Source organism: Loktanella sp. S4079, assembly GCF_000967725.1.
Taxonomy (GTDB): Bacteria; Pseudomonadota; Alphaproteobacteria; order Rhodobacterales; family Rhodobacteraceae; genus Yoonia.
This window is the reverse complement of record NZ_JXYE01000002.1, coordinates 787,298-810,844: the sequence shown is the minus strand read 5'-3', so window position 1 is coordinate 810,844 and position 23,547 is coordinate 787,298. Positions and strand designations below refer to the sequence as shown.

Below are 23,547 nucleotides of genomic sequence, written 5' to 3'. Positions count from 1 at the left end.
CGGGAGGAGCACACCCAGCGTTTTTCTGGTGTTCCTTGGTTGAAGGTTACAATAATGGAAAATTTTAGATCTTTTTGCTCCTTAATCGCTAGTATTGGGATGCTATTGATCGGTTCCAGCGTGGAAGTGGCAGCGGCTCCGACAATGTCTGGTACACGGATCATCAACGTCGCAGGGGCGACATACTTTAATCCTAACTTGGGCGTTACCGAAACGGTCTATTCCAACACGGTCGAAGCCATCGTCGCAGATGTTCCTGCAATCGAAGTCGCTGGCTTTTCTGATCTGACACTGTCGCGTGGGACGGCGGATCAGCATCACTTTGAAGTCATGAATATGGGGAACACCGATCTTGCCGTTAACATGGCGATCGCGCTTTCTGGGGACACCAATGTTGTCGAAGGCGGGGTGTTATATTGGGATCAAGACTCGGATGGCATCATTGACGCCGATGAACCGATCGTTGAGGCCAGCGATGAGCTGATGCTTCCGATGGGCGGAAACATGAACCTAATCTATGCTTTCCAAGTGAACGAACTTACCCAACCGGGTGAAACCGCGACCGTAAGCCTTCACGTGGATTCACATAGCACAACAACCGGCGCACAAGCGACGGGTGTACAAACGGCGGCTGGCCGGATTGCGATCGTCCAGGGCGGTCTTGAGGTGCTCAAGTCAGTATCGCGCCGTGCACTAGACGATGGCGAAGAGCTAACCTACCGTCTGCGTTTTCACAACGACTCCGAAACCGACATCGCGCCCTATGCTGAGATTGACGGCGCGCCCATTCGCGTGGACGGTTCCGCCCGGAACGGGGTGTTGGTGCGCGACGTCGTGCCCCTCAATACTGTATTCACGGCATTTGGGGCTTCGGCAGAATTGCAGCCATTGTACCATCTGCGCGATACACCCAAGCAGGATTATCAGACCGCGGCGCCAGTCGATCTGTCCTATGTTGATGCGGTCGCGTTCATTCTGGATGGCAGCTACGGTGTGGGGCGCGCAACCGATCTGTATTTCTCGGTTTTCGTGCGCGACGACTTGGGTGATGTAACGATCAGGAACATTGCGCAGACCTACAACGCAAACAGCGGTACGGCGCAAACGCTGGATTCCAACGTGATTACGACGCGCTACAGCTCTGACATTGGGGCCGCGCTGAGTTTCGTGAGCGCAGATACGCGCGAACCGACGGACTATGGCACAATTGGCGCAGACACGATGCTCCAGGTTAGTGCGGGTGCCTGTAACATCAGCGATTCAGTTGATGAGATTTCAGTCACCGTAACCAGCCGTATCACGGATGACTCCGAAGTCGTAATCGCCCGCGAGACTGGCGCAAACACTGGCGTTTTCTACACGACAGCCTTACCGGTCGCTTATATGGATGATCCAGTTGTCAATGATGGTGTTCTTGCTGCAGCAGATGGCGATACACTAGAAAGCCAAGCGCTTTGTGGTGATGACGTGATCACGGATACGCTGCTGGTGAATCCAGGTAACTTTGTCTTTAACAGTGTGACCAATGCCCCCGTTGAAGGCGCGATCGTGCGTGTTGTTGATGCAAACGGCAATGTGGTTGCCGAAGCAACAACCAACCAACAAGGTTTCTTTGCGCTGGGTGATGTTGCTGCGGGCACCTACAGCTATTCTGTTACGCCACCTAGTGATTTTGCTTTTCCATCGTCGCGGCTGACGTTCCCGAACTATGACCGGGATACGGATACACAGATTTCTTATGGCGAGACTTTCCAGCATGCTGGTGGCGCACTCCATGTAGCGGACGTGCCTGTTGACCCGTTTTACGGTGTGCCGCTGACGTTGGAAAAAACCGCCGACAAGGATGATGTTCGCACTGGTGAGTTTGTGGTCTACACGCTCAAGCCCGTGAATATGATGGATGAGGCTCTCATCGGTGCCGAAATTCTGGATCGCCTGCCTGCTGGCGCGGTCTATGTGGCTGGTTCCACGCTTTATGATGGGCAAGCATGGCCAGATCCGATCGCTGATGGGACTGGTGACTACCGGTTTGAGCTGGGAAATATGCTGCCACGTCAGGAAAGTGAGCTGACATATGTTCTGCGCTTTACGTCGCTTGCGCGGGTGGGCCGTAACTATAACTCTGCGATTTTGGATGGCCGTCAGGCCGGAACGGGCGACTATCGTGCGTCTAATGTCGCAAGTACCTTTGTGACCTTGGATAATTCTGGCGGTGTCTTTGCGCGTGAGGCAACGATTGCTGGCTCTGTCTATATGGATTGCAATGGTAACGGGCTGCGTGACGACGCATCAGAGCCCGGTGTTCCCGGTGTGAAACTGGTCACCCAAAGCGGATTATCCGTCGTGACAGACATTGATGGCAAATACTCTTTGTTCGGTTTGCGCCCGGTGTCACATGTGCTTGCGGTCATGAGTGACACGCTGCCCGTAGAGACAGAGGTCACAGTAACGCGGACCAACGACATGCGTCGCGGCGGATCACGTTTGGTGCCGTTGACACGTGGTGAGCTTCAGACTGAGAACTTTGCGCTTGCGTCATGCTCTCCAGAGGCGATGGCCGATGTTGAAGCACGCGTAGAACGCTTTGAGACACGTCATACCGGCGACAGCAATACGATTTCTGATCTGCCGATGACACCATCGCGCGGTGATGTCCGTTCAGTCCGGACAGAGGCAGGTATCGCGACGACAACGCATATTTACACAGCGTCCCGTCGTGCAGGTGCCACTCCAGCCCCAGAACTCGCCGAAAAGGCGCGTGAAACCGCGCCAGAGCGCCAAAGTCTTGAGCCGCTGATGCGTAGCTTTACCAATGAACCGGGCTTTATCGGGCTCGAAGATGGTCAGGCCATGACCCGGCGGACGACGAATATCCAAGTCAAAGGTCCAGCGGATTTGACTTTGAATGTGCTGGTGAATGGTGATCTGATTTCTGCGGCGCAGATCGGTGAGAAATCTGTGCTGGCGAGCGAAAATCTACAGGCGATGGCCTATATCGCGGTGCCGCTGCGCGCAGGTGAAAATCGGATCGTATTGACCGGAGCGGATCCTTTTGGCAACGAACGTGTCCGCGAAGAAATCACGGTAAAAGCACCCGGTGACCCCGCCAAGATCGAACTGATCGCCCCCGAGACAGCATCAGCGACACCGGGGACTGTGATTCCAGTGGTCGTGCGTATCTTGGACGCCAATGGTGTGCGCTTGGATGCATCGAGCACCGTAACGCTGCGGGCGCGCAATGCGACTTGGGATGTGGTCGATATCCGCGATAACCAACCCGGCACTCAAGTCTACATCGACAATGGCGAAGCGACCTTTGGTTTGCTTGCACCGCAGGTGACCGGACCAGATGTGATCGAGGCGCGCAGCAGCTTTGACGAGGCGCAAGTCGAAATCATGTTCACTCCAAATCTGGATGAACGCATCATGGTAGGTGTGATCGAAGGTGCTGTGGCCCTCAAGGGGCGCGGTGATCTGATCGAAGAAAACCGGATCAGCCCGTTTGAGGATACAGCAACTGGTCTGCGCGGAGAGGTATACCTTAAGGGGCGTATCTTGGGTGATGCATTGCTGACGCTACGCTATAGCTCGGATAAGGACACAGATGATCGTCTGTTCCGGGATATCCGTGGTGACGAATACTACCCAGTTTACGGCGATAATTCAGAGCGTGGATTTGACGCGCAATCCTCGAGCAATCTCTACGTTAAGATCGAGAATGGACAGTCCTATGTTCTTTATGGCGATATGGCCATTGAGCCCGAAAACACGGGGTTCCGTCTAGGCGGTTACAATCGCGTCGCAACGGGCGGCAAGGCCTACTGGGAAGGCGACGATGTATCAGTCTCGATCTTTGCAGCGCATATTGCCCAAGAACAGCAGGTCGAAGAAATCGCGGGTCGCGGGATTTCTGGACCATATGATCTGGATCTGTCCGGTTACATCGAGGGCTCTGAGAAAGTCGAAATCCTGATCCGTGATCAGGACACAAACGAAATCATCGAGAGCTTTACGCAGCGGCGTGGCACAGACTATGTGCTTGATTTCTTCAGGGATGCGTTGGTCTTTAACAGCCCAGTTGCGCAGGCGGATGAGGATGGAAACCCGATCAGCATTCGCGTGACCTATGAAACCGACGATGACAGTGGCGAGCGTTACTGGCTCTATGGCGGCGAAATTGGGTACCAGCTTTCTGAGGAAACGGAATTGGGCCTGCGTGTTGTCCACGCGGATGCCGATGGTGTCTCAGCGGAAAGAGAGCGCGTTCGCGCAGCCTATGTGCGCCGTGAACTCAGCCGCGCCTCTCATATCGAGGTCGAACTGGCGCAATCAGAAAACAATGATGGCGATCTGGGGCATGCTGGTCGCGTTGCCTACGAATTCGATGGTGTGGTCAGCACATTGCGTGTCGAGGCAACCCGCACAGACGAAAATTTTGATCCCACAGGATCACAGGCGCGCGTGGACAGTGATTTGGTCACCGTTGATCTGGATCGTAAGCTGACACGCTCGACCAGCCTGAACGCGAGCGCACGCTACCTCGCTGATCGGCAGGCCGGAACAGAAACAGCCACCGCAGAGCTGACCTATAATCGCAAGGTCAACAATCACCTGAGCGGCAACATCGGTCTGCGTAGCACAGTTGATCTGGCGGCAGATGGACGACCACGCGAAACCTTTGTGCTGTTTGGCCACAAGTGGCAGCCAGAATCGGCGCCTGCATTAACCTTCACTTCTGAGTTAGAAGTTCCAGTTGAAGGCAGCGCACTGACAACGGCAAACCTGGGTGCGAATTATCGCTTCGGGCAGGGATGGACACTGGGTGCTTCGGTTGATCTGAGTTCGAATAGCGAAACAGGCGAAGACAAAGTCACCGACGTGCGCCTGAGCGCGGACTATCGGATCGGCGAACTTGTTTCTGGATACACCAACTACACTGCGAGCGGCGACGACCTCGAACGTGCACAACTTGTTCAGGGGTTTCGTGCAAACTGGAACGCAACCGATCAACTCAAATTCCAAGCTAACCTTGAGCACAGCGAACCTATGTCCGGTGACGGCAATACCTTAACGAGCCTTTCCGTCGGCGCGTCATGGGAATCCGAAGATCGCTCGTGGATTGTTGATATGGATGTAGATCAAACCTTTGAGGACGCAGGCAACACCTTCTACGGTGATTTCGGTACGGCGGCGCAAATTTCGCCCGACCTGACCTTCCTTGCGCGCTCTCGGCTTGGGGTAGATCGCCGTGGCGATGGACCAAAGCACACACGCCAACGGACCCGCGTCGGCGTTGCCTACCGCCCAGTTGAAAACCCTCGGCTGAATATGCTGGCGTGGTACGAACATCAGCTTGAGCAGCGCGCGCAAACCAATGCAACGCATCTGTGGTCTATTGATGGCGCCTATGAAGCAAGCGAAAATGTGAAGCTGAACGCAAAATATGCGGGTCAGGTGACCAAGGTCGAGGTTGGTGAGGGCGGTGACGCTGTCACGGCCGAAACGACCACGCAATTGCTGCAAGCGGGCGCTGAATGGGACTTTGGCGACAATCAATGGATCGCCGCACTCAATGTGATGCACCTCTGGGACGATGCAGATACCAGCACTAATGCGGTGGGCGCGGAGCTGGGCTATGCCTTTGATGAAGGCGCCATGCTGTCAGTCGGCTACAACAAGTCAATCGGCCGTTCCCCAATCGAAAGCACCATGTACCAAGAAGGGATGTACCTACGGATGCGCCTGATGCTCGACGAGACCCTCTGGGATCGGCTCGATCAATTTGGTGGTCAATAGAGCTTGAAAACTACACCGTCATACGCGCGCAGATCGGTCAGCAGATCCTTAGAGTTGGCTGTGGAGGCTATCCGTTTCTTTATGGTATACTAACAAAGAACGCCCCATAAAACGCGAAACAGCATCAAATGAAATTGAGTGAAAATGATAGGTGGCGGAGAGACAGGGATTCGAACCCTGGGTGGACTTGCGCCCACAACGGTTTTCGAGACCGCCCCGTTCGACCACTCCGGCACCTCTCCGCGGGGGGTGCTGCCTCGTAGTATGGCTCTTGTTTGGGTGCAAGGGGAATTTGTAACCTATCGGGGAGAAGGAGGATTATTGCGATTTGGATCGGGTTGGCATTTGTTTTTTGCTGGGTATGGTGGCGCCATAAAGTCACGAAAAGGAAAGAGCATTGTCTCCGATTAAAATGTCCGCGTTTGCTTTGTGCGTATTGGCTGCATGTGATCAAACGCCACCCATTGTTGTTGAGGATAATTTGCCTGTTGATGATCCGCGTCAGCAGGCCCTCGTTATGAGCGAGTGCGCCATTTATTATGCGGCAGTCACCAAGAGCGCAGAGGCAGGGCAAGCGCTGAGTGGAAATCCGACCAAGGATTGCCCGATAGAGGCACGTGCGCGTGCGGCGGATATTAATCCAATGGTCAGCGTGCCACCGGTCACACCCGGTTATCCTGAGACCTTATATCAACGAATGATCGCACGTGGTGTTCCCGTCGCGATGGCCGATGATATCGCCAAGTCAAAAGCATTTTGGGATTTGGTCGCGCAACGCGATTCCGCATACGCCGATTTCTAAATCAAGTTTCGTTGGCCCTGATCCGTTGCGATTGGGGCCTGCGCTGCTATTGCCCGTAGACCATTAGCGCGACGATGAGCGCTTCGGGGCTTGTTTCATAAAGCGCGATGTCCGCGGAGAGTTGGATGATGCGCGCATTTCGATCTGTTGTCGGGATCTGGGCGATATCCATCGCCTCATCCAGATGAGCCCCGCCATTATTTCGAATGTCCGATAGGATCGCGGGGTGGTTGGTTTTGACATAGACCTCGACTGCGCCACGCCTTTGGTTGTAGATGGCATTACCCAAGAGGGTGCTCCCGCCAGAAAGAGGGAGCAAAAGTGGGTTGCCAAGGTGATTTGCATCACCGCTGCATCCGCTCAGAATAACAAGGGTGACAAGGACGGCACGCATCGTTCAAAGGCCCTCTTTATGGGTTGACTTATAACGGTATTGGGCAGATAAGCCGCCATCCGTACAAGTATCTTGTGCGTGAATATGCGAAATCACGCCCAATGGGCGCGCTGTTTACAGGCGGCTTTTGCCACTAACGCCGGAAATCCGGGGCCTCAGAGACGCGAAAAACGAAGGAAGACCATATGTTTGCGGTTTTGAAAACCGGCGGCAAGCAATACAAAGTCGCTTCTGGCGACGTGCTCCGCGTAGAAAAGCTGGCAGCAGCTGCTGGCGAAACAGTTCAATTCAACGAGATTTTGATGGTAGGCTCAACTGTGGGCGCGCCATTTGTTGAAGGTGCTGGCGTTCAGGCTGAAGTGATTGATCAAATCAAAGGCCCAAAAACGATTAACTTCGTAAAGCGTCGTCGTAAGCACTCTTCTGCACGGAAAAAAGGTCACCGTCAGCAACTGACACTGGTACGTATCGGCGACATCCTTGAAAAAGGTGCTGATAAGTCTGGCGTAAAAGCTGCCGTAAACGGCGCTGCACCAGTTGCGGCTGCACCTGCGGCGAAACCTGCGAAAAAAGCTGCGGCACCTAAGAAAGCTGCTGCACCTGCAGGCGCAGATGATCTGAAGCAATTGTCGGGCGTTGGTCCTGCTCTTGAAAAGAAGCTGCATGAAGCTGGTGTAACAACCTTTGCACAGATTGCTGCATGGACACCCGAAGACGTGGCTGCGATGGACGAGAAACTGTCCTTCAAAGGTCGCATCGAACGTGAAGGCTGGATCGCGCAAGCGGTTGAGCTGGCTAAAGGCTAAGGAGAGACACCAATGGCACATAAAAAAGCAGGCGGTTCATCCCGTAACGGACGCGACTCAGCTGGTCGTCGTCTGGGCGTTAAGAAATTCGGTGGCGAGTCAGTTATCCCTGGCAACATCATCATGCGTCAGCGCGGCACAAAAATGTGGCCAGGCGCTGGTGTTGGCATGGGCAAAGATCACACAATCTTTGCAACTGTCGAAGGCAACGTCCAGTTCCACAAGGGCCTCAAGGGCCGCACCTTTATTTCGGTTCTCCCAGTGGCGGAGGCCGCTGAATAAGCCGATTACCTTAGGTAGCAAATTTCAGGGATCGGCAATCGCCGGTCCCTTTTTTTATTCATACTCTTGCCACGTTAGAGATTTATGCGTGCCTCGGGGTGATCGTGTTTTCGAGGAGGGGAAGCAATGATTCATGAAGAGATAACAATTCAAGACACGATTACTGCAGAGCGGTTTGTTCTGCGGCCATGTCGTAAATCTGATGCCGGGCTGATCGCCATGTATGCCGCCGATGAACGTGTGGCGCGCGGGACGCGGTCCATTCCGCATCCTTTGCCACCGGGTACCATCGAGGCGTTGATTGATCGCGCGTCCCAACCGGACCGGACCGAAGACATTTGGGTCATTGATGGATCGGAACAGGGTCATGCCGAAGCGCTTGGGATGATTAGCCTAGAGCGGATGGATCGGAACCAGTCCGAGGTGTTCTTTTGGATTGCACCGGCGTTTTGGAATACTGGGCTCGCGTCCGAGGCCGTGCGCGCATTGATTGCCGCGAACCCGCATAAGTCAGAACGCGTCTTTGCTGAGGTGTTCCAAGACAACCCGGGGTCCGCGCGTGTATTGACCAACTGTGGTTTCGACTATCTTGGCGATGCCGAGGCATTTTCTGTCGCGCGTGGTGCGACTGTGCCGACTTGGACATATACGCTCAAGGTGGACTAATGCCTGTTCCGACACTGCAAACCGATCGGCTCGTTCTGCGGGCGCTGCATGAAGGCGACCTTGAAGAGGTCACACTTCACGCAGGCGATTTTGCTGTGTCGAAATGGCTGGTCCCGGTTGCGCATCCCTACACCTATGCAGACGCTCAGGAATTTCTTGCGATGGATCGCGCGGGCGAGATTGGTCAATTGTGGGTCATTACGCTGGATACGGCGTTTCAGGGGGTGATCTCTGTCGGAAAAGAGCTTGGATATTGGCTGGCGCAGCATGCTTGGGGGCAGGGGATCGCGACTGAGGCAGCTCAGGCTGCCTTGTCCAACTTCTTTGAAACGCAGACATTGGATACGGTGCATTCAAGCTATTTCCTAGGCAACGAACGCTCTGCCCGTGTTCTGTACAAGCTGGGGTTCCGCGAGGTCGGACCATCAGTGCAGTTTTCCAAGGCGCGCGGGCAAGAGGTGGACGCACGTTCCGTTGCTTTATCTCGGCAAGATTGGCTGCGAGCAAATGGCTGATATTTTGTACCGAAATCTGGTTGAAACGGATATCGAACAACTCCACGCGCTTGTAAGCGACTGGGAGGTCGTGCGCCAAATGGGCAGTTGGCCTTGGCCTGCTGATCGGGAGTTTACAGCAAATCGTTGCAAACCCTACGCGGGTCGCGGGTTCGTGTGGGGTATATTTGCGCCCACTTTAATCGGTACGGTTTCTGTCACCGAAGGCGAGCTAGGATATATGTTAGCCCCATCTCATTGGGGGCAGGGGATCATGTCCAAGATGACAGTGATAGCGATCAACCACGGTTTTCGCGACCCTAGTTTGCTTGAGATGACAGCGAGTGTTTGGGCCGACAACCCCGGTTCACGGCGTGTGTTGACCAAGCTGGGGTTCACCCTGTCCCGAAACGGCACCGAACATGCGCTCGCGCGCGACGAAGAAACCGCATTAGAGTATTATAGTCTGCAACGCGACGTCTGGCAGCGCTTGAGAAGCGGCGCACAATAGACTATCGCCTGCTGAAACAGCGCGGAAAGCAAACAATATGAAATTTCTCGATCTCGCTAAGGTCTATATTCGCTCCGGCGCAGGTGGCGGCGGGTGTATTTCCTTTCGGCGCGAAAAGTTCATCGAATACGGTGGCCCGGATGGTGGCGACGGTGGTAAGGGCGGCGATGTAATTGTCGAGGCCGTCGAAGGTCTGAATACGTTGATCGACTTTCGCTATCAGCAACACTTTTTCGCTGGAAACGGTCAACACGGCATGGGCAGTCAACGCACCGGTAAGGATGGCGAGGACAAGGTCCTGCGCGTTCCCGTCGGGACCGAGATTATCGACGAAGACGAAGAAACGGTGATCGCCGATCTGACCGAGGTTGGACAACGTATCGTTGTGGCTAAGGGCGGTAACGGCGGCTGGGGCAACTTGCACTTTAAGTCGGCGACCAACCAGGCGCCGCGCCGTGCGAACCCAGGCCAAGAATGTGTGGAGCGCACGATTTGGCTGCGCCTAAAACTGATTGCTGATGTCGGCTTGCTGGGCATGCCGAATGCGGGTAAATCGACGTTCCTGTCGGCGACTTCAAACGCGCGGCCCAAAGTTGCTGACTATCCCTTTACCACGTTGATTCCGAACCTTGGTGTGGTTGGCATTGATGAGGTCGAATTTGTCGTCGCAGATATTCCCGGCTTGATCGAGGGCGCATCAGAAGGGCGTGGATTGGGTGATACATTCCTCAGCCATGTTGAGCGCTGTGCCGTGCTTTTGCATCTCATTGATGGAACTTCGGGTGATCCGGCAGGTGACCTCACCACGATTGTCGGAGAGCTTGAAGCCTATGGTGGTGAGCTCGCCGAGAAGCCACGGATTACGGTTTTGAACAAAATCGATACTCTCGATGACGAAGAACGCGCATTCCTAAAAGAAGAAATCGAAGCGGTTGCCGAAGGTCCCGTGATGTTGATGTCTGGCGTCAGCCGCGAAGGTATTCCAGATGTTTTGCGTGCTTTACGCTCTGAGATTGACGAAAACAGATTGCGACATCGCAAGGCCGCGGAGGAAGCGGAAGAGGACGCCCCATGGCAACCTTAACCCAAGCAAAACGGCTTGTCGTCAAAATTGGTTCGGCACTTCTGGTTGATGCGCAAACTGGCGCATTGAGTCGGGAATGGCTCACCTCATTGGCCGGCGATGTCGCGCGTATTCGTGCGCGTGGGACCGATGTTGTACTGGTTTCATCTGGGTCGATTGCCTTGGGTCGTGGCGTGCTGGGACTGCCGCCTGCCGCCTTGTCACTCGAGCAATCACAAGCTGCCGCCGCAGTTGGGCAAATACGACTAGCGCGTGCTTACGAAGAGGCGCTGGCGCTTCATGGTATTGTCACCGGGCAAGTGTTGGTCACGCTCGAGGATTCGCATGATCGGCGCCGCTATCTGAATACGCGCGCGACGATGGAAACCATGCTGTCACTGGGCGTCACCCCGATCGTTAACGAGAACGACACCATTGCGACCGATGAAATCCGCTACGGAGATAATGATCGTCTTGCCGCCCAAGTTGCGGTGACAATCGGGGCCGACCAACTGGTTCTATTGTCTGATGTAGATGGCTTATACACAGGTAATCCGCGCATTAATACTGATGCAAAACACATTGAAAATGTGTCAAAAATCACGCCTGATATTGAAGCAATGGCGGGGGATGTCGGGTCTGGTTTGTCCAAGGGGGGCATGATCACCAAGATCATGGCGGCTCGCATGGCAACAGAGGCTGGTTGCGCCATGGCAATTGCCTTGGGGACCCAGAATAGCCCGCTCGCTGCGTTAGAAAATGGCGCGCGGACGACCTGGTTTGCGGCGCAAACTGATCCACAAGCGGCGCGCAAGCGTTGGATATTTTCGATGAAACCCACAGGATCAGTTGTTGTTGATGACGGGGCGAAGGCTGCATTGATGTCGGGCAAAAGCCTGCTTCCGGCCGGTATTTCAAAGGTGACGGGCCGATTTGGCCGAGGCGACGTGATTGCCATTATGGACGCGCAAGGGAACCAGCTCGGGCAGGGATTGTCACGCTACACGGCAGAAGAGGCCGGTAAGATTCGTGGCCGCAGATCAAATGAAATTTCCGCAGTTCTGGGGTATGAAGGCCGGGCTGCATTGGTGCACCGTGATGACATGGCGCTTTAAGGGGGCGAGACGATGAATGAGCAAACGCAAATCGCAACAATGATGACGCAAATCGGAACAGCGGCGCGAGCCGCTGCGACCGTTCTCGCTACTGCTCCGGCACAGGCAAAGACAGATGCGCTAAATGCAGCTGCAGATGCCGTATGGGACCAGCGTGACGCGATCATCGCCGCCAACAAGAAAGATATGGCGTTCGGCGCGAACAAGGGCCTTTCTCCTGCGATGATGGACCGTCTCATGCTGAACGAGGACCGGATTTCCGGGATCGTTGATGGTTTGCGGGCTGTTGCCGCGCAGGATGATCCGATTGGTGCAGTGACCGAAGAATGGACCCAACCAACAGGTTTGCATATTCAGCGCGTTCGGACTCCAATCGGTGTGATCGGCGTCATCTACGAAAGCCGTCCAAACGTAACCGCCGATGCCGGAGCGTTGTGCCTCAAATCTGGTAATGCGGTGATCTTACGTGGCGGTTCCGAGAGCTTTCATTCGAGCCAAGCTATTCATGCCTGTCTCGTTGCCGGCCTCAAGAGCGCCGGGCTTCCTGAGGCCGCGATCCAATTGATCCCGACACGTGATCGTGCGGCCGTTTCCGCGATGCTGCAGGCGACGGATTACATCGACGTTATCGTCCCTCGGGGTGGTAAAGGGCTGGTTGGTCTCGTTCAAAAAGAAGCGCGTGTGCCCGTATTCGCGCATCTTGAAGGCATCTGCCACGTCTATGTCGATGCCAGCGCTGACCTCGAAAAGGCACGTCAAGTCTTGCTGAACGCAAAGACCCGTCGCACCGGAATTTGTGGGTCCGCCGAATGTTTGCTTGTCGATCAGGCGTTTTATGATCTGCACGGCGATATCCTTACCCGTGACCTATTGGGCGCAGGCGTCGAAGTGCGTGCAGACGGTGTTCTAGCCGAAACAGAAGGCACAGTCGTGGCACAGGCATCTGATTTTGGTCACGAGTTTCTGGATATGATCATCGCCGCAAAAGTGGTCGATGGGATTGACGGGGCGATTGCCCATATTCGTGAGTTTGGGTCGAACCATACAGATGCGGTGATCTGTGAAGATGACGCAGTTGCCGATCAATTCTTCCGCGGATTGGACAGCGCGATCCTGATGCGCAATGCATCCACGCAATTTGCTGACGGCGGAGAGTTCGGAATGGGCGCTGAAATCGGTATCGCGACAGGCAAATTGCATGCGCGTGGCCCAGTGGGTGCGGTGCAACTGACCAGCTTTAAGTATTTGGTAACCGGGGATGGCACGCTGCGCAGTTAAAACTGCGCAGTTAGGGTCGTTTCGGTGGCATGAAAACGCAACGTTCGATCAGCTTCGGCTAAAGCTTGCGGTAGCAGGGCGAATTGCACCTGCGCCGCGGTATGTTGCTGGTCATTGCGTGGCATTTGAACATTATTCCAAAGCGCTTCATCAAAATTGATACGTCTGGCGTTGGCCGTAAACTCCCATGTGTCGCCGTTCAGCACGATTGTGATTTCGCCGCCCATAGGCAAGGCGCTTTCAAAGCATAGCACAACCAATAACGCCAAACGTACACAGCGACGTTGTTGATCACCCGCAACTTGCCAGTTGATTTTATTGCGCCCACCTTCCGAGATGGCAGCGAGAATCCCCTGCACCTCGCCGTTACTGATCCGGTGCCCGTCTCCAGCGGCGCCAAAAGCGATCCGAAAGAGCCGAATGCGTGCGTTCGCATTTTGAACGCTATCATTGATCAGCGCCATTTCGGCTGCGGTGCTGCCGTTGGTGAGCGATAATAGCTCAACCCCATTGCCGATCGCGCCGATAGGGCTGATAAGGTCGTGACAAATACGTGAACCCACAAGTGCGGCCAAATCAGGTTGCATGGTGTGGTCTCCTTTGGGAGGGAAGTGAAATGATCGGCATAAATGCCATTTTGGAACCCGGTATGTTGGTGCGCCATCCCGCGCAGCCTGACTGGGGTGTTGGACAGGTCCAGTCAAATGTGGGCGGCAAGATTACCGTCAATTTTCGAGAAGAAGGTAAAGTAGTCATTGATGGGTCACAGCTCGGGCTCATCTTGGTTGATCGTTAAGGATGTTTTCTACGTTTAGACGTAGTGCCACAATGGTTGTCAAATCGTTAACGCAACCGTAGAAAGCCGGACCTAGGCCAATGGCTCTGACACAGGTATCAATGTCTTACCACGCTCCACAGTTTGAGGTTTCTATGGCCCAAACGCCCGATGATATCCGGGCAGCGCAACGTTTGCGCTATGATGTGTTTGTACGGGAACTTGGTGGTGCAGGCGCATTGGTCGATCATGAACAACAGCTTGAACGCGATAGATACGACGAAAATGCACTGCATCTTCTGCTAAAGGATCGGGCGCGTCCCGAGGACGATCAAGTCGTTGGTGTTTACCGTTTGCTCACCAAAGAGCGTGCTCAGCAATCCGGGCAATTTTATTGTGCGGATGAATTTGATCTTTCGATCCTCGAGCAAAGCGGGAAACGTCTACTTGAATTGGGGCGGTCGTGTTTGCATGCCGACTATCGCGGTGGGGCGGGTATGATGCATCTTTGGGGTGCACTGTCTGACTTGGCAGAGCGTGAAAAGATCGAAGTCATGTTTGGGGCCGCATCTTTTCATGGGACAGATCTAGAAAGGCTTGCTGCTCCGCTCAGCCTTTTGCACGACAGGCATCTTGCGCCCCAAGAATTGCGGGTGACCGCCCAAGGAGATACAGCGGTGGCGCTGAATATGCGGCCAGCTGATCAGATTGATCGGGTTGCGGCAATGCGCGACACGCCAGCCTTGATAAAGGCGTACCTGCGGCTAGGTGGTACGGTCGGTGACGGTGCATTTGTCGATCACGCGTTCAATACAACCGATATTTGCCTGATATTGGCGGCCGACGCAGTGTCAGGATTGCAGCGCGCAATCTATGGGAAAGGGCGCACACGTGTCTAATGCATGGACAAGCATCAATCAGCCGCCCGAGCTGAAGATCGGCTGGCTTGACTGGTTGCGGGTGGTTGCACGTGCGGTGCCGCTTATCGTTTTGGTCTTTGGTGGCTTGTTGGTTTTGCTTGTCGTGCGGGCATTTGAATATCCCATCTGCGGTCTGCGTCGCCCTGTTACCCCATATATCACGCAATTTGTGTGTCGAGGCGCGTTTGTCATTCTAGGAATGCGGTTTCGTACAATCGGCACCCCTATGAAAAGCGGTGGCGCGGTCGTTGCCAACCATGCCTCGTGGTTAGATATCTTTGCGCTGAATGCCCGTAAACGGATCTATTTCGTCGCAAAACACGAGGTCTCGGGATGGCCCGGCATTGGTTGGCTCGCACGGGCGACGGGCACATTGTTTATCCGGCGCACGCGCTCAGATGCGGTGGCACAAGTCGGGTTGTTCAAAGAACGGCTTACTGTGGGCCACCGGCTTTTGTTTTTTCCAGAGGGGACATCGACTGATGGGCTGCGGGTCTTGCCATTCAAACCGACGTTGTTTGCGGCATTTCTTGACCCAGCGTTGCGCGATAAATTAGAAATTCAACCCGTTTCGCTTTGCTATACGGCCCCAGAGGGTGCGGATTCACGCTTTTACGGCTGGTGGGGCGATATGGAGTTCGGACCACATCTTTTGTCGACCTTGGCCGCCAAACGCCAGGGCGGCGTTACAGTGGTTTACCACCCGCCAGTGCGGGTGGCTGCGTTTCATGATCGCAAGGTACTGGCCAAACAGCTAGAGGCAACAGTGCGGGCAGGTCTAGAGGATCATCGCAGCGGTTAGGTCCGCGAGCGCCTTTGCCGGATTGTCCGTGCGCCAAATTTCATCACCGATGCCAAAGAAATCGGTATGAGGCGCAAAGGACTTGATGAGTTCAGCGTCAAGTGCACCTTCGGCGACAACGGGAACTTCGATCATCATGGACCACCATTCGAACAGGTCACGACCTGCTTGTTCTCCGGTGCCGAGTGGTGATTTTCCGATGGGGCCAAAGCTTACATAATCCGCACCCATTTCACCGGCGGTCATGCCTTCGTGACTGGATGTGCCGCAAAAGGCACCCACAATTGCGTCTTCGCCCAATTCCTTGCGGGTCTTGATCACGGATTTCGCTGCATCAAGGAGATGCACGCCATCTAGCCCAAGGCGCTCAACCATCATAATATGGCTGTCGATGACCAGTGCGACATCACGCGCATGGGTCACCTCGCGCAGTGCGTCGGCAGCTTTGGCGATGCGTGTTTCGTCCTTGGTCCCAAGCGACAAGCGAACGCAGGCGACTTCAGTCTGATCAAGGCATGCTGCCAGTTGATCTGGAAAGGTGGATAGCTCGAATTCTGAGGGAGTGATCAGGTAGACCTGAGGCTGTTCTGGGGCGTCTGACATATTATTATTCCGCGGTGGTCTTTGCTTTGGCGGTTCTAGCGTGGATTGGCGGGCTTGGCTATGGGGCAGCAACGCTAGGCTGTCGTTTGCATTCCTTGCGTTGCGCGGCACCCCGGCGTATCACGCGACCCGAACCCAAAGGAAGCCAGATGCCAAGCTCAAATCCTCAACCCGCTTTTGTCTTAATCCGTCCGCAAATGGGCGAAAATATCGGCGCGGCGGCGCGTGCCATGTGGAATTTTGGTTTGGACCGTATGCGGATTGTCGATCCGCGCGATGGCTGGCCGAACCAAAAGGCCGTCGCGATGGCCAGTGGTGCAGGACGTTTGCTGGACGAGGCGCAGCTGTTCGATGACACGCCGAGCGCGATTGGCGATTGCGATTATGTCTATGCGACCACTGCGCGTCCGCGTGATCTAACGAAACCTGTCTTTACGCCAGAGGCTGCGATGCAAGACGCGCGCAAACGGATCGCAGCGGGCGGAAAGGTTGCGGTTATGTTTGGACCAGAACGCGCGGGGATGGAAAACGACGATATCGCACGCGCAAATGCGATTATTTCGGTGCCGGTGAATCCTGAGTTTGCTTCGCTTAATCTGGCGCAATGTGTTTTGCTGACGGGCTATGAGTGGCGTCGCGAGAGCGTCCCAGCGACACCAATGTCGATGGGTGCCGCAGGCGATATGGCCGAGCAAATCGAAATCGAAAAGCTAAGCGAGCATTACGAACAGCGATTGGATGAGGCAGGGTTTTTCTTTCCCGAACATAAAGCTGCAAATATGAAGCTGAACCTGCGCAATCTTTGGTCGCGGATGCCGCTGACCCGCGCTGATGCGCAAATGCTGCACGGTATTATGCGCCAAATGGTGCGTTGGAAAGAACGCGGGTAAGGTGGATCAAGATCCACCCTACGGGGCCTTGCGTCATACTGCCGCTTGCAGCGGTATGGGTGCGGCCCTACTTTCCACTTCAAGACTAATCCGGAGGCCATGATGGCGACTAAACGTTCTATTTTTGAAGAGGTCGGGGATACCCCGAAACAGGTTGCCGCACCGGGTGCGATAGATCGGGCCGTGAGCGGTGCGCGTCGTGCGATCCGCGTTTGGTTTTTGGTCCTTTTCGCATTGGTTGTCGTGATGATCGCGGTTGGTGGTCTGACGCGACTAACCGACAGTGGCCTGTCGATCACGGAATGGAAACCCGTAACGGGTGCTGTGCCTCCAATGAGCGAGGCCGCGTGGCTCGCTGAGTTTGAAAAATACAAAGAGATTCCAGAGTACCAGCTTCAGAACAAGGGCATGAGCCTCTCGGAATTTAAATCCATCTATTGGTGGGAATGGGGTCATCGCCAGCTCGGTCGGTTGATTGGGCTTGTTTGGGCTGTCGGTTTTGTCGCCTTTGTCGCCCTACGCAAGGTGCCGACAGGTTGGACTGGTCGGATGTTTGCTGTCGGTGCACTGATCGGCCTGCAAGGAGCAATTGGATGGTGGATGGTTTCTTCTGGTTTGGGTGAGGGGATGTTGGATGTCGCCTCGTACAGATTGGCCACCCATTTGGGGCTTGCGTTTGTTATCGTCGGCATGATCATCGTCTATGCGCTGCATCTAGGACGTACACAGGCGGATCTTTTGCAGGCGCGTCGAAACGCAGATCACAAGATGCTGCGGCTTTCGACGGTGCTGATCGTGCTCGCCTTTGTCCAAATTTTGCTGGGCGCATTGGTGGCTGGCATTGACGCGGGCCGTGGTTATCCCGATTGGCCGCTGATGGCTGGTGGGTTCTTGCCGCCGCATCCATTGGACATCGAACCGATGTGGCGCAATTTCTTTGAAAACGATGGCCTTGTGCAGTTCATGCACCGGATGGCGGGCTATACGCTCTTTGCTTATGGGTTGTTTGTTTTCTTGCGTGCCCGCAAATCGGCTAATCGCAAAATTAAGGCGGCCTATCACGGTGTCTTTGGGATGATGTTTCTACAAATGGTGCTTGGGATCTTTACCGTTATTTATTCTGCGCCGTGGCATATTGCGATCGTGCACCAGATTGGTGCGGTTGCCTTGTGGGTGTTGATCCTGCGCGCGCGCTTCTTGTCGCAATATCCTGTTTCTCAATCTGTACGGGGCTAAATTATGACCGCATATGACGAACTCATGCAGTTTCAGCGCGAGACTGAGGCATTAGGCCAAATCGCGGGGCGCTTGAGCTGGGATCAGGAAACCCATATGCCTGAGGGGGCGACGCCGCAGCGTGCCGAAGAACATGGTGCGATGGCGAATATTCTACATGCGCGTCGGATTGATCCCCGTGTAGGGGAATGGCTCGCTAAGGCAGAGGCCGTTGATGAGGTTGCGCAAGCCAATCTGCGTCACATTAAGCGGAGCTATGAACGCACATCGAAGGTCCCCGCCAAATTGGCAGCGGAACTTGCGAAAACGACATCCCTTGCGCACCGCATTTGGGCCAAGGCCCGTGAAGACGAGGACGTAGCGAGCTTTCTGCCGATTCTGGAAAAGGTGGTCGCGCTACGTAAAGAAGAGGCAGCGGCCGTTGCTGGTGATGCCGATCCTTATGACGCGTTGCTGGACGATTATGAACCGGGCGCAAGTGGCGAGAGCCTGAGCGCAATGTTCGGTGCGTTGCGCCCACGCTTGGTCGCGTTGCGTGAGGCGGTTTTGGATCGTCCGGCACCCGACGCGCTGAACGGTACATTTGATGAGACAGCGCAGCTGGCCTTGTCGGAAAAACTGGCGTTGGCGTTTGGATACAATCTGAATAATGGCCGCATTGATAAGGCCGTTCATCCGTTTTCATCTGGATCGGGTTTGGATGTCCGCATTACGACGCGGACCAATCTAACGGATCCGTTTAACTGCTTTTATTCGACAATCCACGAAGTCGGTCATGCTGCCTATGAGCAGGGGATCGACACCCAACATTTGTTGACGCCCTTGGGGGCCGGAGTCTCGATGGGGGTCCACGAAAGCCAGAGCCGAATATACGAGAACCAATTGGGGCGCAGCCGTGCCTTTACCGGTTGGCTTTATGGTCAGATGCGCGACAGCTTTGGTGAATTTGGTATCAACGATGAAGAAGCGTTTTATGCAACGGTCAACCGTGTGAACGACGGCTTCATCCGCACTGAAGCAGACGAGGTGCAGTATAACTTGCACGTATTGCTTCGCTTTGATTTAGAGCGCGCGCTGATTTCAGGTGATCTGGCGGTGTCTGATCTAGAGGCCGCGTGGAACGATCGCTTTGCGGCTGACTTTGGGTTTGCAGTGGATAAACCTTCAAATGGCGTATTGCAGGACGTGCATTGGTCTGAAGGATTGTTTGGCTACTTTCCAACCTACACCTTGGGTAATGTCTATGCGGGTTGTCTGCATCAGTCCTTGCGAGATGCTTTGCCAAACCTCGACGACGACCTTGCGCGTGGTGATACCTCTGCCGCGACTTGTTGGTTGCAAAGCAATCTGCAACAATTTGGTGGATTACGCACGCCGGTTGACACAATCACACATGCCGCTGGTTTTGAGCCAAGCGAAGCGCCTTTGCTGGACTACCTAGAGCAGAAATTCGGGGCAATCTACGGATTGTAATCGAATGTATTGCTGATTGTACCCGATTTGATCGGTACAATGCCTGAAAAAGGGGCCGGAGAATGTCCGGCCCAGTCAGGAAGATGCAAACGTGTCAGGCTTGCCAGAAAGGTTTGGCTGCTTCTGTCGATGCAGTGTAGGCATCCAAACCAATATCATTCAATAAATACGGTGGCATATTCCGCAGATGGCGGCGCGTCTTTCGGCGTACGTCCCATTTCGTCACGGCCACAGCAAAGCGAACCGCAACAATGGCCAGAAGTGGCAATGTAGGTTGGGAGCTGAGTGCGGCGAACTGCGCCGCTGGGAGCGCGTGTGACATATCGAAATGTTCCTCTATTTGTATTGACACAATGTAGCAATGTGCTACTGGTGAATTGATACAAAGGGTTTTTGTGTAGGTCTAGAAAATGATTGTACCTGATACAATTTGGCAGCCAAATCTCGCCAATGCAGGGCGTGCAAAGTATCAGGCCTTGGCGCAGGCCATTCGTGAGGGGATTGCGACAGGTCAGCTTGAGGCTGGTCAGAAATTGCCCCCGGTCAGGGATTTGGCCTATCGGGTAAGTGTGACGCCGGGCACGGTCGCGCGGGCCTACAAAATGCTGATCGACGAGGGGCAGCTCAACGCCGGGGTCGGGCGTGGGACTTTCGTCGCCGAACCCAAGGCTGAACCGGTGCGCAGCCTGCCGCCAACGGATCGCTTCTTTGACCCGGCGCTAGATCAGGAAGGGCAGGCGCATTTGCTCAGCCCCAAGATGCCTGATGTTGGTCAAACCGAGATGATCCGGCGTCTAATGCGTGAACTGGCAGATAGTACCGCTCCCGATATGCTGTTGCGCTATCCCACCCGGGAAACCGATCTTCCCGCACGTTTGGCTTTCGCGAATACCCTTGATCCGCAACATATCGGCCAGTTTGGTCTAGATGATATTATCGCAAGCCACGGTGGGCAGAATGCAATTCTGATGATTTTGCAGAGCGTGCTGGCCGGGCCAACACCTGTTATCGCTGTTGATGAGCTGAGCTATGGCGGCTTTCGATCCGCTGGCGTCCTGTGTCGCGCAGAGGTGGTCGGCATTCCATGGGACGAGGAGGGGCCCGAAGTTGCCGCTCTTGAGGCTGCGATCAAAGAACATAAGGTTCAGGTGTTTTGCACCTCGGCCGAAGTGTGTAATCCGACAGTCAAACAAACTACACCCGCGCGTCGCGCCGAAATTGCAGCTCTTGCACGCACCTACCGCGTTCATGTCATTGACGACGATTGCTATCGTTTGATGCACACAGAGAGAGGCGGACCCAGTTATCGCGCGCTGTTGCCTGATCTGGGGTGGTACCTGACCTCGCCATCGAAATCACTGACGGCATCGTTGCGTTTGGGTTTTGCAGTTGCGCCCGATGGTTGGGCCAAGTCTTTGATCCGCACCGCGACTTTCACCTCATTCGGGGTGACGCGCATTGTGACAGATCTTTACGCCGCAATGTTGAATTCGCCGGAGCTCGATGAAGTTATCGCACGCGTTAAGGGACGTATTCGGCAGGATATTCTAGCGGCCAAACGGATTCTTGCTGGCTATGAGATGCGCTATTCTGAAACTGTCCCGTTTTTGTGGTTGGATCTGCCGATGGGCTGGCGGGCAGGCGAGTTTTGTCAAGCCGCAGAGGCGTCAGGTGTTCTCATTAAGTCTGCCGATGATTTTGCCTTGCGGGATAGTCGTTCGGTTCATGCGGTTCGGATTGCCGTAAATGGGTTGGTTTCGCATGCAAGTTTCGTGCAGGCGATGGAGCGATTGCGCGACTTGCTGGATCATCCGCCAGAACGGATCGCGATTTGATGGGGTAAAATAATACCTAATTTATAAAGTATTGAATTGTAACGAAAATTACAGATAAACTGTTCTTGACTGTGTTTTGGCTACCTATATAACGCCCCAATCCGAATGACTGTGGCGCAAAGCCACCCCAAACCTTTGGTGAGATATGAAAACCTTTACCGCAACTCCAGCGGATATCGACAAGAAATGGATCCTGATCGACGCAGAGGGCGTTGTTCTGGGCCGTCTTGCTTCGATCGTCGCTATGCGCTTGCGCGGCAAGCACAAGCCTTCGTTCACTCCGCACATGGATATGGGCGACAACGTGATCGTTATCAACGCTGACAAAGTCCAGCTGACTGGCAAAAAGCGTGACGAAAAATACTACTGGCACACTGGCCACCCTGGTGGGATCAAGTCCAAAACAAAGGCTGAGATCCTCGAAGGTGCACACCCAGAGCGCGTCGTGATGAAAGCTGTTCAGCGCATGTTGCCAGGTGGCAAACTGTCCCGCCAGCAAATGACTCACCTGCGCGTTTTCGCTGGTGCAGAGCACGGCATGGAAGCCCAGAAGCCCGAAGTTCTGGACGTTAAGTCCATGAACAAAAAGAACACGAGGACTGCATAATGGCTGATCAAGTGAATTCCCTCGAAGAGCTGGGTCAAGTTGCAGAAGCATCTGAAGCAGTTGTCGAAGTTGCAGCGCCACGCGAACCTGTGCGCGACGAGCTGGGTCGTTCTTATGCGACTGGTAAGCGTAAAGACGCGGTTGCACGTGTTTGGGTTAAGCCAGGTTCCGGCAAAGTGACCGTGAACGGCAAAGAAATGAACACATACTTTGCGCGCCCTGTGCTGCAAATGATCCTGCGTCAGCCATTCCAGGTTGCTGGTGTAGTTGATCAGTTCGACGTCATGGCAACTGTTGCTGGTGGTGGTCTGTCTGGTCAGGCGGGTGCGGTTAAGCATGGTATCTCAAAAGCGCTTCAGCTTTATGATCCATCTCTGCGCGGCGCACTGAAAGCAGCTGGCTTCCTGACACGCGATAGCCGTGTTGTTGAGCGTAAGAAATACGGTAAGCGTAAAGCGCGTCGTAGCTTCCAGTTCTCGAAGCGTTAATCGCTGTACCGAGTTTACGAAAGGGCGGTCCAGTGGGCCGCCCTTTTGCGTTTATCACAGTGGGAAAGGGGCGTTATGTACATCCCAACGCATTTCAAAGAAACGGATTCGGACGTCATTCGCGAAATGGTGGCGGAATTTCCATTGGCAACAATCGTGGTGCAAACCGCTGACGGATTGATTGCGAACCACATTCCCGTGATATTCACCAAGGATGATCAGTTGATCGGCCATATCGCGATAGCCAATGATTTGCACCGCGTCTTGTCCGACGGGGCCGAGGTCTTGGCCATTTTCCAAGCGCACGACGCCTACATCTCGCCCAATTGGTATCCGTCCAAAGCGGAAACGCACAAAGCAGTTCCGACGTGGAATTACGACGTCGTGCATATGCGTGGCAAGATCAGTTTTCAACACGACAACAAGTCAAAGCGCGCTGTTGTTGGCCGCCTTACGCTACAGCATGAACGCGCGACCAATGGGGATCAAGCCTGGCGGATGGCCGATGCGCCACCCGATTTCATGGCCGACATGCTTGATCGGATCGTGGCCTTTGAAATCGCTGTCGATCATATTCTTGCGAAATCAAAGCGAAGCCAAAATCGGTCGCCTGAAGACCAAAAGGCAGTCGCGAGCCAGTTGGAGGCCTCTGGCCAGCAAGCATTTGCACGCAAGATGCGAACAGATGAAAATGAAAGCTAAACGAGGCGC

Annotated in this window: 24 protein-coding genes and 1 tRNA gene; 20 read left to right on the top strand and 5 right to left on the bottom strand. The window is 54.5% G+C overall.

Going from position 1 to position 23,547, the window contains the following annotated elements; all coding sequences use genetic code 11:
- Positions 1-144 precede the first annotated feature (144 nt).
- Positions 145-5,796, top strand: coding sequence for a DUF7925 domain-containing protein (locus TW80_RS05185; protein WP_162197152.1), 5,652 nt, complete (start codon positions 145-147; stop codon positions 5,794-5,796).
- Between the two features lie 152 nt (positions 5,797-5,948).
- Here TW80_RS05185 and TW80_RS05180 read toward each other — a convergent pair.
- Positions 5,949-6,038: transfer RNA gene (locus TW80_RS05180), tRNA-Ser, on the bottom strand.
- Between the two features lie 155 nt (positions 6,039-6,193).
- Here TW80_RS05180 and TW80_RS05175 point away from each other — a divergent pair.
- Positions 6,194-6,598: a hypothetical protein gene (locus TW80_RS05175; RefSeq protein ID WP_239450489.1), complete on the top strand. Its 405-nt coding sequence runs from the start codon at positions 6,194-6,196 to the stop codon at positions 6,596-6,598.
- Between the two features lie 46 nt (positions 6,599-6,644).
- Here the strand turns inward: TW80_RS05175 and TW80_RS05170 are convergent, their stop codons facing one another.
- Positions 6,645-6,992: a hypothetical protein gene (locus TW80_RS05170; protein ID WP_045996233.1), complete on the bottom strand. Its 348-nt coding sequence runs from the start codon at positions 6,990-6,992 to the stop codon at positions 6,645-6,647.
- A gap of 185 nt (positions 6,993-7,177) precedes the next feature.
- On the opposite strand from TW80_RS05170, the gene TW80_RS05165 reads away from it, so the two are divergent.
- The 8 genes from TW80_RS05165 to TW80_RS05130 all read left to right on the top strand — a co-directional run bounded on the left by TW80_RS05165 (position 7,178) and on the right by TW80_RS05130 (position 13,207).
- Positions 7,178-7,798 carry a 50S ribosomal protein L21 gene (locus TW80_RS05165; protein WP_045996232.1) on the top strand — a complete coding sequence of 207 codons (621 nt, stop codon included), beginning with the start codon at positions 7,178-7,180 and terminating at the stop codon, positions 7,796-7,798.
- Positions 7,799-7,810: 12 nt separating this feature from the next.
- Positions 7,811-8,080 carry a 50S ribosomal protein L27 gene (gene rpmA, locus TW80_RS05160; RefSeq protein ID WP_045996231.1) on the top strand — a complete coding sequence of 90 codons (270 nt, stop codon included), beginning with the start codon at positions 7,811-7,813 and terminating at the stop codon, positions 8,078-8,080.
- Positions 8,081-8,206: 126 nt separating this feature from the next.
- Complete coding sequence (locus TW80_RS05155; protein ID WP_045996230.1) at positions 8,207-8,746, top strand: GNAT family N-acetyltransferase; 540 nt, start codon at positions 8,207-8,209, stop codon at positions 8,744-8,746.
- Complete coding sequence (locus TW80_RS05150) at positions 8,746-9,261, top strand: GNAT family N-acetyltransferase (RefSeq protein ID WP_052700890.1); 516 nt, start codon at positions 8,746-8,748, stop codon at positions 9,259-9,261. Before TW80_RS05155 ends, TW80_RS05150 begins: the two co-directional genes overlap by 1 nt.
- A complete protein-coding gene (locus TW80_RS05145) occupies positions 9,254-9,751 on the top strand; it encodes a GNAT family N-acetyltransferase (RefSeq protein ID WP_045996229.1) in 498 nt (165 codons plus the stop codon). Before TW80_RS05150 ends, TW80_RS05145 begins: the two co-directional genes overlap by 8 nt.
- A 37-nt stretch (positions 9,752-9,788) precedes the next feature.
- Positions 9,789-10,835, top strand: coding sequence for a GTPase ObgE (gene obgE / locus TW80_RS05140; protein WP_045996228.1), 1,047 nt, complete (start codon positions 9,789-9,791; stop codon positions 10,833-10,835).
- The gene (proB, locus tag TW80_RS05135) at positions 10,823-11,929 is read left to right on the top strand and encodes a glutamate 5-kinase (protein WP_045996227.1); all 1,107 of its coding nucleotides are present in this window, start codon (positions 10,823-10,825) and stop codon (positions 11,927-11,929) included. Before obgE ends, proB begins: the two co-directional genes overlap by 13 nt.
- A gap of 12 nt (positions 11,930-11,941) precedes the next feature.
- Complete coding sequence (locus tag TW80_RS05130) at positions 11,942-13,207, top strand: glutamate-5-semialdehyde dehydrogenase (protein ID WP_045996226.1); 1,266 nt, start codon at positions 11,942-11,944, stop codon at positions 13,205-13,207.
- Here the strand turns inward: TW80_RS05130 and TW80_RS05125 are convergent.
- The gene (locus TW80_RS05125) at positions 13,204-13,794 is read right to left on the bottom strand and encodes a histidine phosphotransferase family protein (RefSeq protein WP_045996225.1); all 591 of its coding nucleotides are present in this window, start codon (positions 13,792-13,794) and stop codon (positions 13,204-13,206) included. The genes TW80_RS05130 and TW80_RS05125 overlap by 4 nt on opposite strands.
- A gap of 29 nt (positions 13,795-13,823) precedes the next feature.
- Between TW80_RS05125 and TW80_RS05120 the strand changes: the two genes are divergently transcribed.
- From TW80_RS05120 to TW80_RS05110, 3 genes are all read left to right on the top strand, one after another.
- Positions 13,824-14,003, top strand: a complete 180-nt coding sequence (locus TW80_RS05120) for a DUF3553 domain-containing protein (protein ID WP_045996224.1) — start codon at positions 13,824-13,826, stop codon at positions 14,001-14,003.
- Between the two features lie 101 nt (positions 14,004-14,104).
- Positions 14,105-14,881, top strand: a complete 777-nt coding sequence (locus tag TW80_RS05115) for a GNAT family N-acetyltransferase (protein WP_045997025.1) — start codon at positions 14,105-14,107, stop codon at positions 14,879-14,881.
- Positions 14,874-15,704: a lysophospholipid acyltransferase family protein gene (locus tag TW80_RS05110; protein ID WP_446720129.1), complete on the top strand. Its 831-nt coding sequence runs from the start codon at positions 14,874-14,876 to the stop codon at positions 15,702-15,704. The genes TW80_RS05115 and TW80_RS05110 overlap by 8 nt, the downstream gene beginning before the upstream one ends.
- On the opposite strand, the gene TW80_RS05105 is transcribed toward TW80_RS05110, so the two are convergent.
- On the bottom strand, positions 15,681-16,307 hold the full coding sequence (locus TW80_RS05105; RefSeq protein ID WP_045996222.1) for a thiamine phosphate synthase: 627 nt from the start codon (positions 16,305-16,307) through the stop codon (positions 15,681-15,683). The genes TW80_RS05110 and TW80_RS05105 overlap by 24 nt on opposite strands.
- A gap of 149 nt (positions 16,308-16,456) precedes the next feature.
- Here TW80_RS05105 and TW80_RS05100 point away from each other — a divergent pair, with 149 nt between their 5' ends.
- From TW80_RS05100 to TW80_RS05090, 3 genes are all read left to right on the top strand, one after another.
- A complete protein-coding gene (locus TW80_RS05100) occupies positions 16,457-17,197 on the top strand; it encodes an RNA methyltransferase (RefSeq protein WP_045996221.1) in 741 nt (246 codons plus the stop codon).
- A 102-nt stretch (positions 17,198-17,299) separates the two neighbouring features.
- The gene (ctaA, locus tag TW80_RS05095; RefSeq protein WP_045996220.1) at positions 17,300-18,433 is read left to right on the top strand and encodes a heme A synthase; all 1,134 of its coding nucleotides are present in this window, start codon (positions 17,300-17,302) and stop codon (positions 18,431-18,433) included.
- Between the two features lie 3 nt (positions 18,434-18,436).
- On the top strand, positions 18,437-19,906 hold the full coding sequence (locus TW80_RS05090; RefSeq protein ID WP_045996219.1) for a carboxypeptidase M32: 1,470 nt from the start codon (positions 18,437-18,439) through the stop codon (positions 19,904-19,906).
- 94 nt (positions 19,907-20,000) lie between these two features.
- On the opposite strand, the gene TW80_RS05085 is transcribed toward TW80_RS05090, so the two are convergent.
- Entirely contained in the window at positions 20,001-20,228 is a 228-nt protein-coding gene (locus TW80_RS05085; protein ID WP_045996218.1) for a DUF1127 domain-containing protein, read from the bottom strand.
- Positions 20,229-20,316: 88 nt separating this feature from the next.
- Between TW80_RS05085 and TW80_RS05080 the strand changes: the two genes are divergently transcribed.
- The 4 genes from TW80_RS05080 to TW80_RS05065 all read left to right on the top strand — a co-directional run bounded on the left by TW80_RS05080 (position 20,317) and on the right by TW80_RS05065 (position 23,538).
- Positions 20,317-21,741 (top strand): aminotransferase-like domain-containing protein, encoded by a 1,425-nt coding sequence (locus TW80_RS05080; protein WP_045996217.1) that lies wholly within the window; start codon positions 20,317-20,319, stop codon positions 21,739-21,741.
- A gap of 145 nt (positions 21,742-21,886) precedes the next feature.
- Positions 21,887-22,348, top strand: coding sequence for a 50S ribosomal protein L13 (gene rplM, locus TW80_RS05075; RefSeq protein ID WP_045996216.1), 462 nt, complete (start codon positions 21,887-21,889; stop codon positions 22,346-22,348).
- Entirely contained in the window at positions 22,348-22,836 is a 489-nt protein-coding gene (gene rpsI, locus TW80_RS05070) for a 30S ribosomal protein S9 (RefSeq protein WP_045996215.1), read from the top strand. Before rplM ends, rpsI begins: the two co-directional genes overlap by 1 nt.
- Positions 22,837-22,911: 75 nt before the next feature.
- Entirely contained in the window at positions 22,912-23,538 is a 627-nt protein-coding gene (locus tag TW80_RS05065; RefSeq protein ID WP_045996214.1) for an FMN-binding negative transcriptional regulator, read from the top strand.
- The last annotated feature ends 9 nt before the right edge of the window (positions 23,539-23,547 follow it).

Bases quoted from the DNA above. Each gene is read 5' to 3' on its own strand.
- TW80_RS05145 (WP_045996229.1), top strand. From the start codon at position 9,254: ATGGCTGATATTTTGTACCGAAATCTGGTTGAAACGGATATCGAACAA.
- TW80_RS05065 (WP_045996214.1), top strand. From the start codon at position 22,912: ATGTACATCCCAACGCATTTCAAAGAAACGGATTCGGACGTCATTCGC.
- TW80_RS05080 (WP_045996217.1), top strand. From the start codon at position 20,317: ATGATTGTACCTGATACAATTTGGCAGCCAAATCTCGCCAATGCAGGG.
- TW80_RS05115 (WP_045997025.1), top strand. From the start codon at position 14,105: ATGTCTTACCACGCTCCACAGTTTGAGGTTTCTATGGCCCAAACGCCC.
- TW80_RS05125 (WP_045996225.1), bottom strand. From the start codon at position 13,794: ATGCAACCTGATTTGGCCGCACTTGTGGGTTCACGTATTTGTCACGAC.
- ctaA (WP_045996220.1), top strand. From the start codon at position 17,300: ATGGCGACTAAACGTTCTATTTTTGAAGAGGTCGGGGATACCCCGAAA.
- TW80_RS05150 (WP_052700890.1), top strand. From the start codon at position 8,746: ATGCCTGTTCCGACACTGCAAACCGATCGGCTCGTTCTGCGGGCGCTG.
- TW80_RS05165 (WP_045996232.1), top strand. From the start codon at position 7,178: ATGTTTGCGGTTTTGAAAACCGGCGGCAAGCAATACAAAGTCGCTTCT.
- TW80_RS05155 (WP_045996230.1), top strand. From the start codon at position 8,207: ATGATTCATGAAGAGATAACAATTCAAGACACGATTACTGCAGAGCGG.
- TW80_RS05105 (WP_045996222.1), bottom strand. From the start codon at position 16,307: ATGTCAGACGCCCCAGAACAGCCTCAGGTCTACCTGATCACTCCCTCA.
- rplM (WP_045996216.1), top strand. From the start codon at position 21,887: ATGAAAACCTTTACCGCAACTCCAGCGGATATCGACAAGAAATGGATC.
- rpsI (WP_045996215.1), top strand. From the start codon at position 22,348: ATGGCTGATCAAGTGAATTCCCTCGAAGAGCTGGGTCAAGTTGCAGAA.
- obgE (WP_045996228.1), top strand. From the start codon at position 9,789: ATGAAATTTCTCGATCTCGCTAAGGTCTATATTCGCTCCGGCGCAGGT.
- TW80_RS05130 (WP_045996226.1), top strand. From the start codon at position 11,942: ATGAATGAGCAAACGCAAATCGCAACAATGATGACGCAAATCGGAACA.
- proB (WP_045996227.1), top strand. From the start codon at position 10,823: ATGGCAACCTTAACCCAAGCAAAACGGCTTGTCGTCAAAATTGGTTCG.
- TW80_RS05185 (WP_162197152.1), top strand. From the start codon at position 145: ATGTCTGGTACACGGATCATCAACGTCGCAGGGGCGACATACTTTAAT.
- TW80_RS05120 (WP_045996224.1), top strand. From the start codon at position 13,824: ATGATCGGCATAAATGCCATTTTGGAACCCGGTATGTTGGTGCGCCAT.
- TW80_RS05085 (WP_045996218.1), bottom strand. From the start codon at position 20,228: ATGTCACACGCGCTCCCAGCGGCGCAGTTCGCCGCACTCAGCTCCCAA.
- TW80_RS05170 (WP_045996233.1), bottom strand. From the start codon at position 6,992: ATGCGTGCCGTCCTTGTCACCCTTGTTATTCTGAGCGGATGCAGCGGT.
- TW80_RS05090 (WP_045996219.1), top strand. From the start codon at position 18,437: ATGACCGCATATGACGAACTCATGCAGTTTCAGCGCGAGACTGAGGCA.
- TW80_RS05100 (WP_045996221.1), top strand. From the start codon at position 16,457: ATGCCAAGCTCAAATCCTCAACCCGCTTTTGTCTTAATCCGTCCGCAA.
- rpmA (WP_045996231.1), top strand. From the start codon at position 7,811: ATGGCACATAAAAAAGCAGGCGGTTCATCCCGTAACGGACGCGACTCA.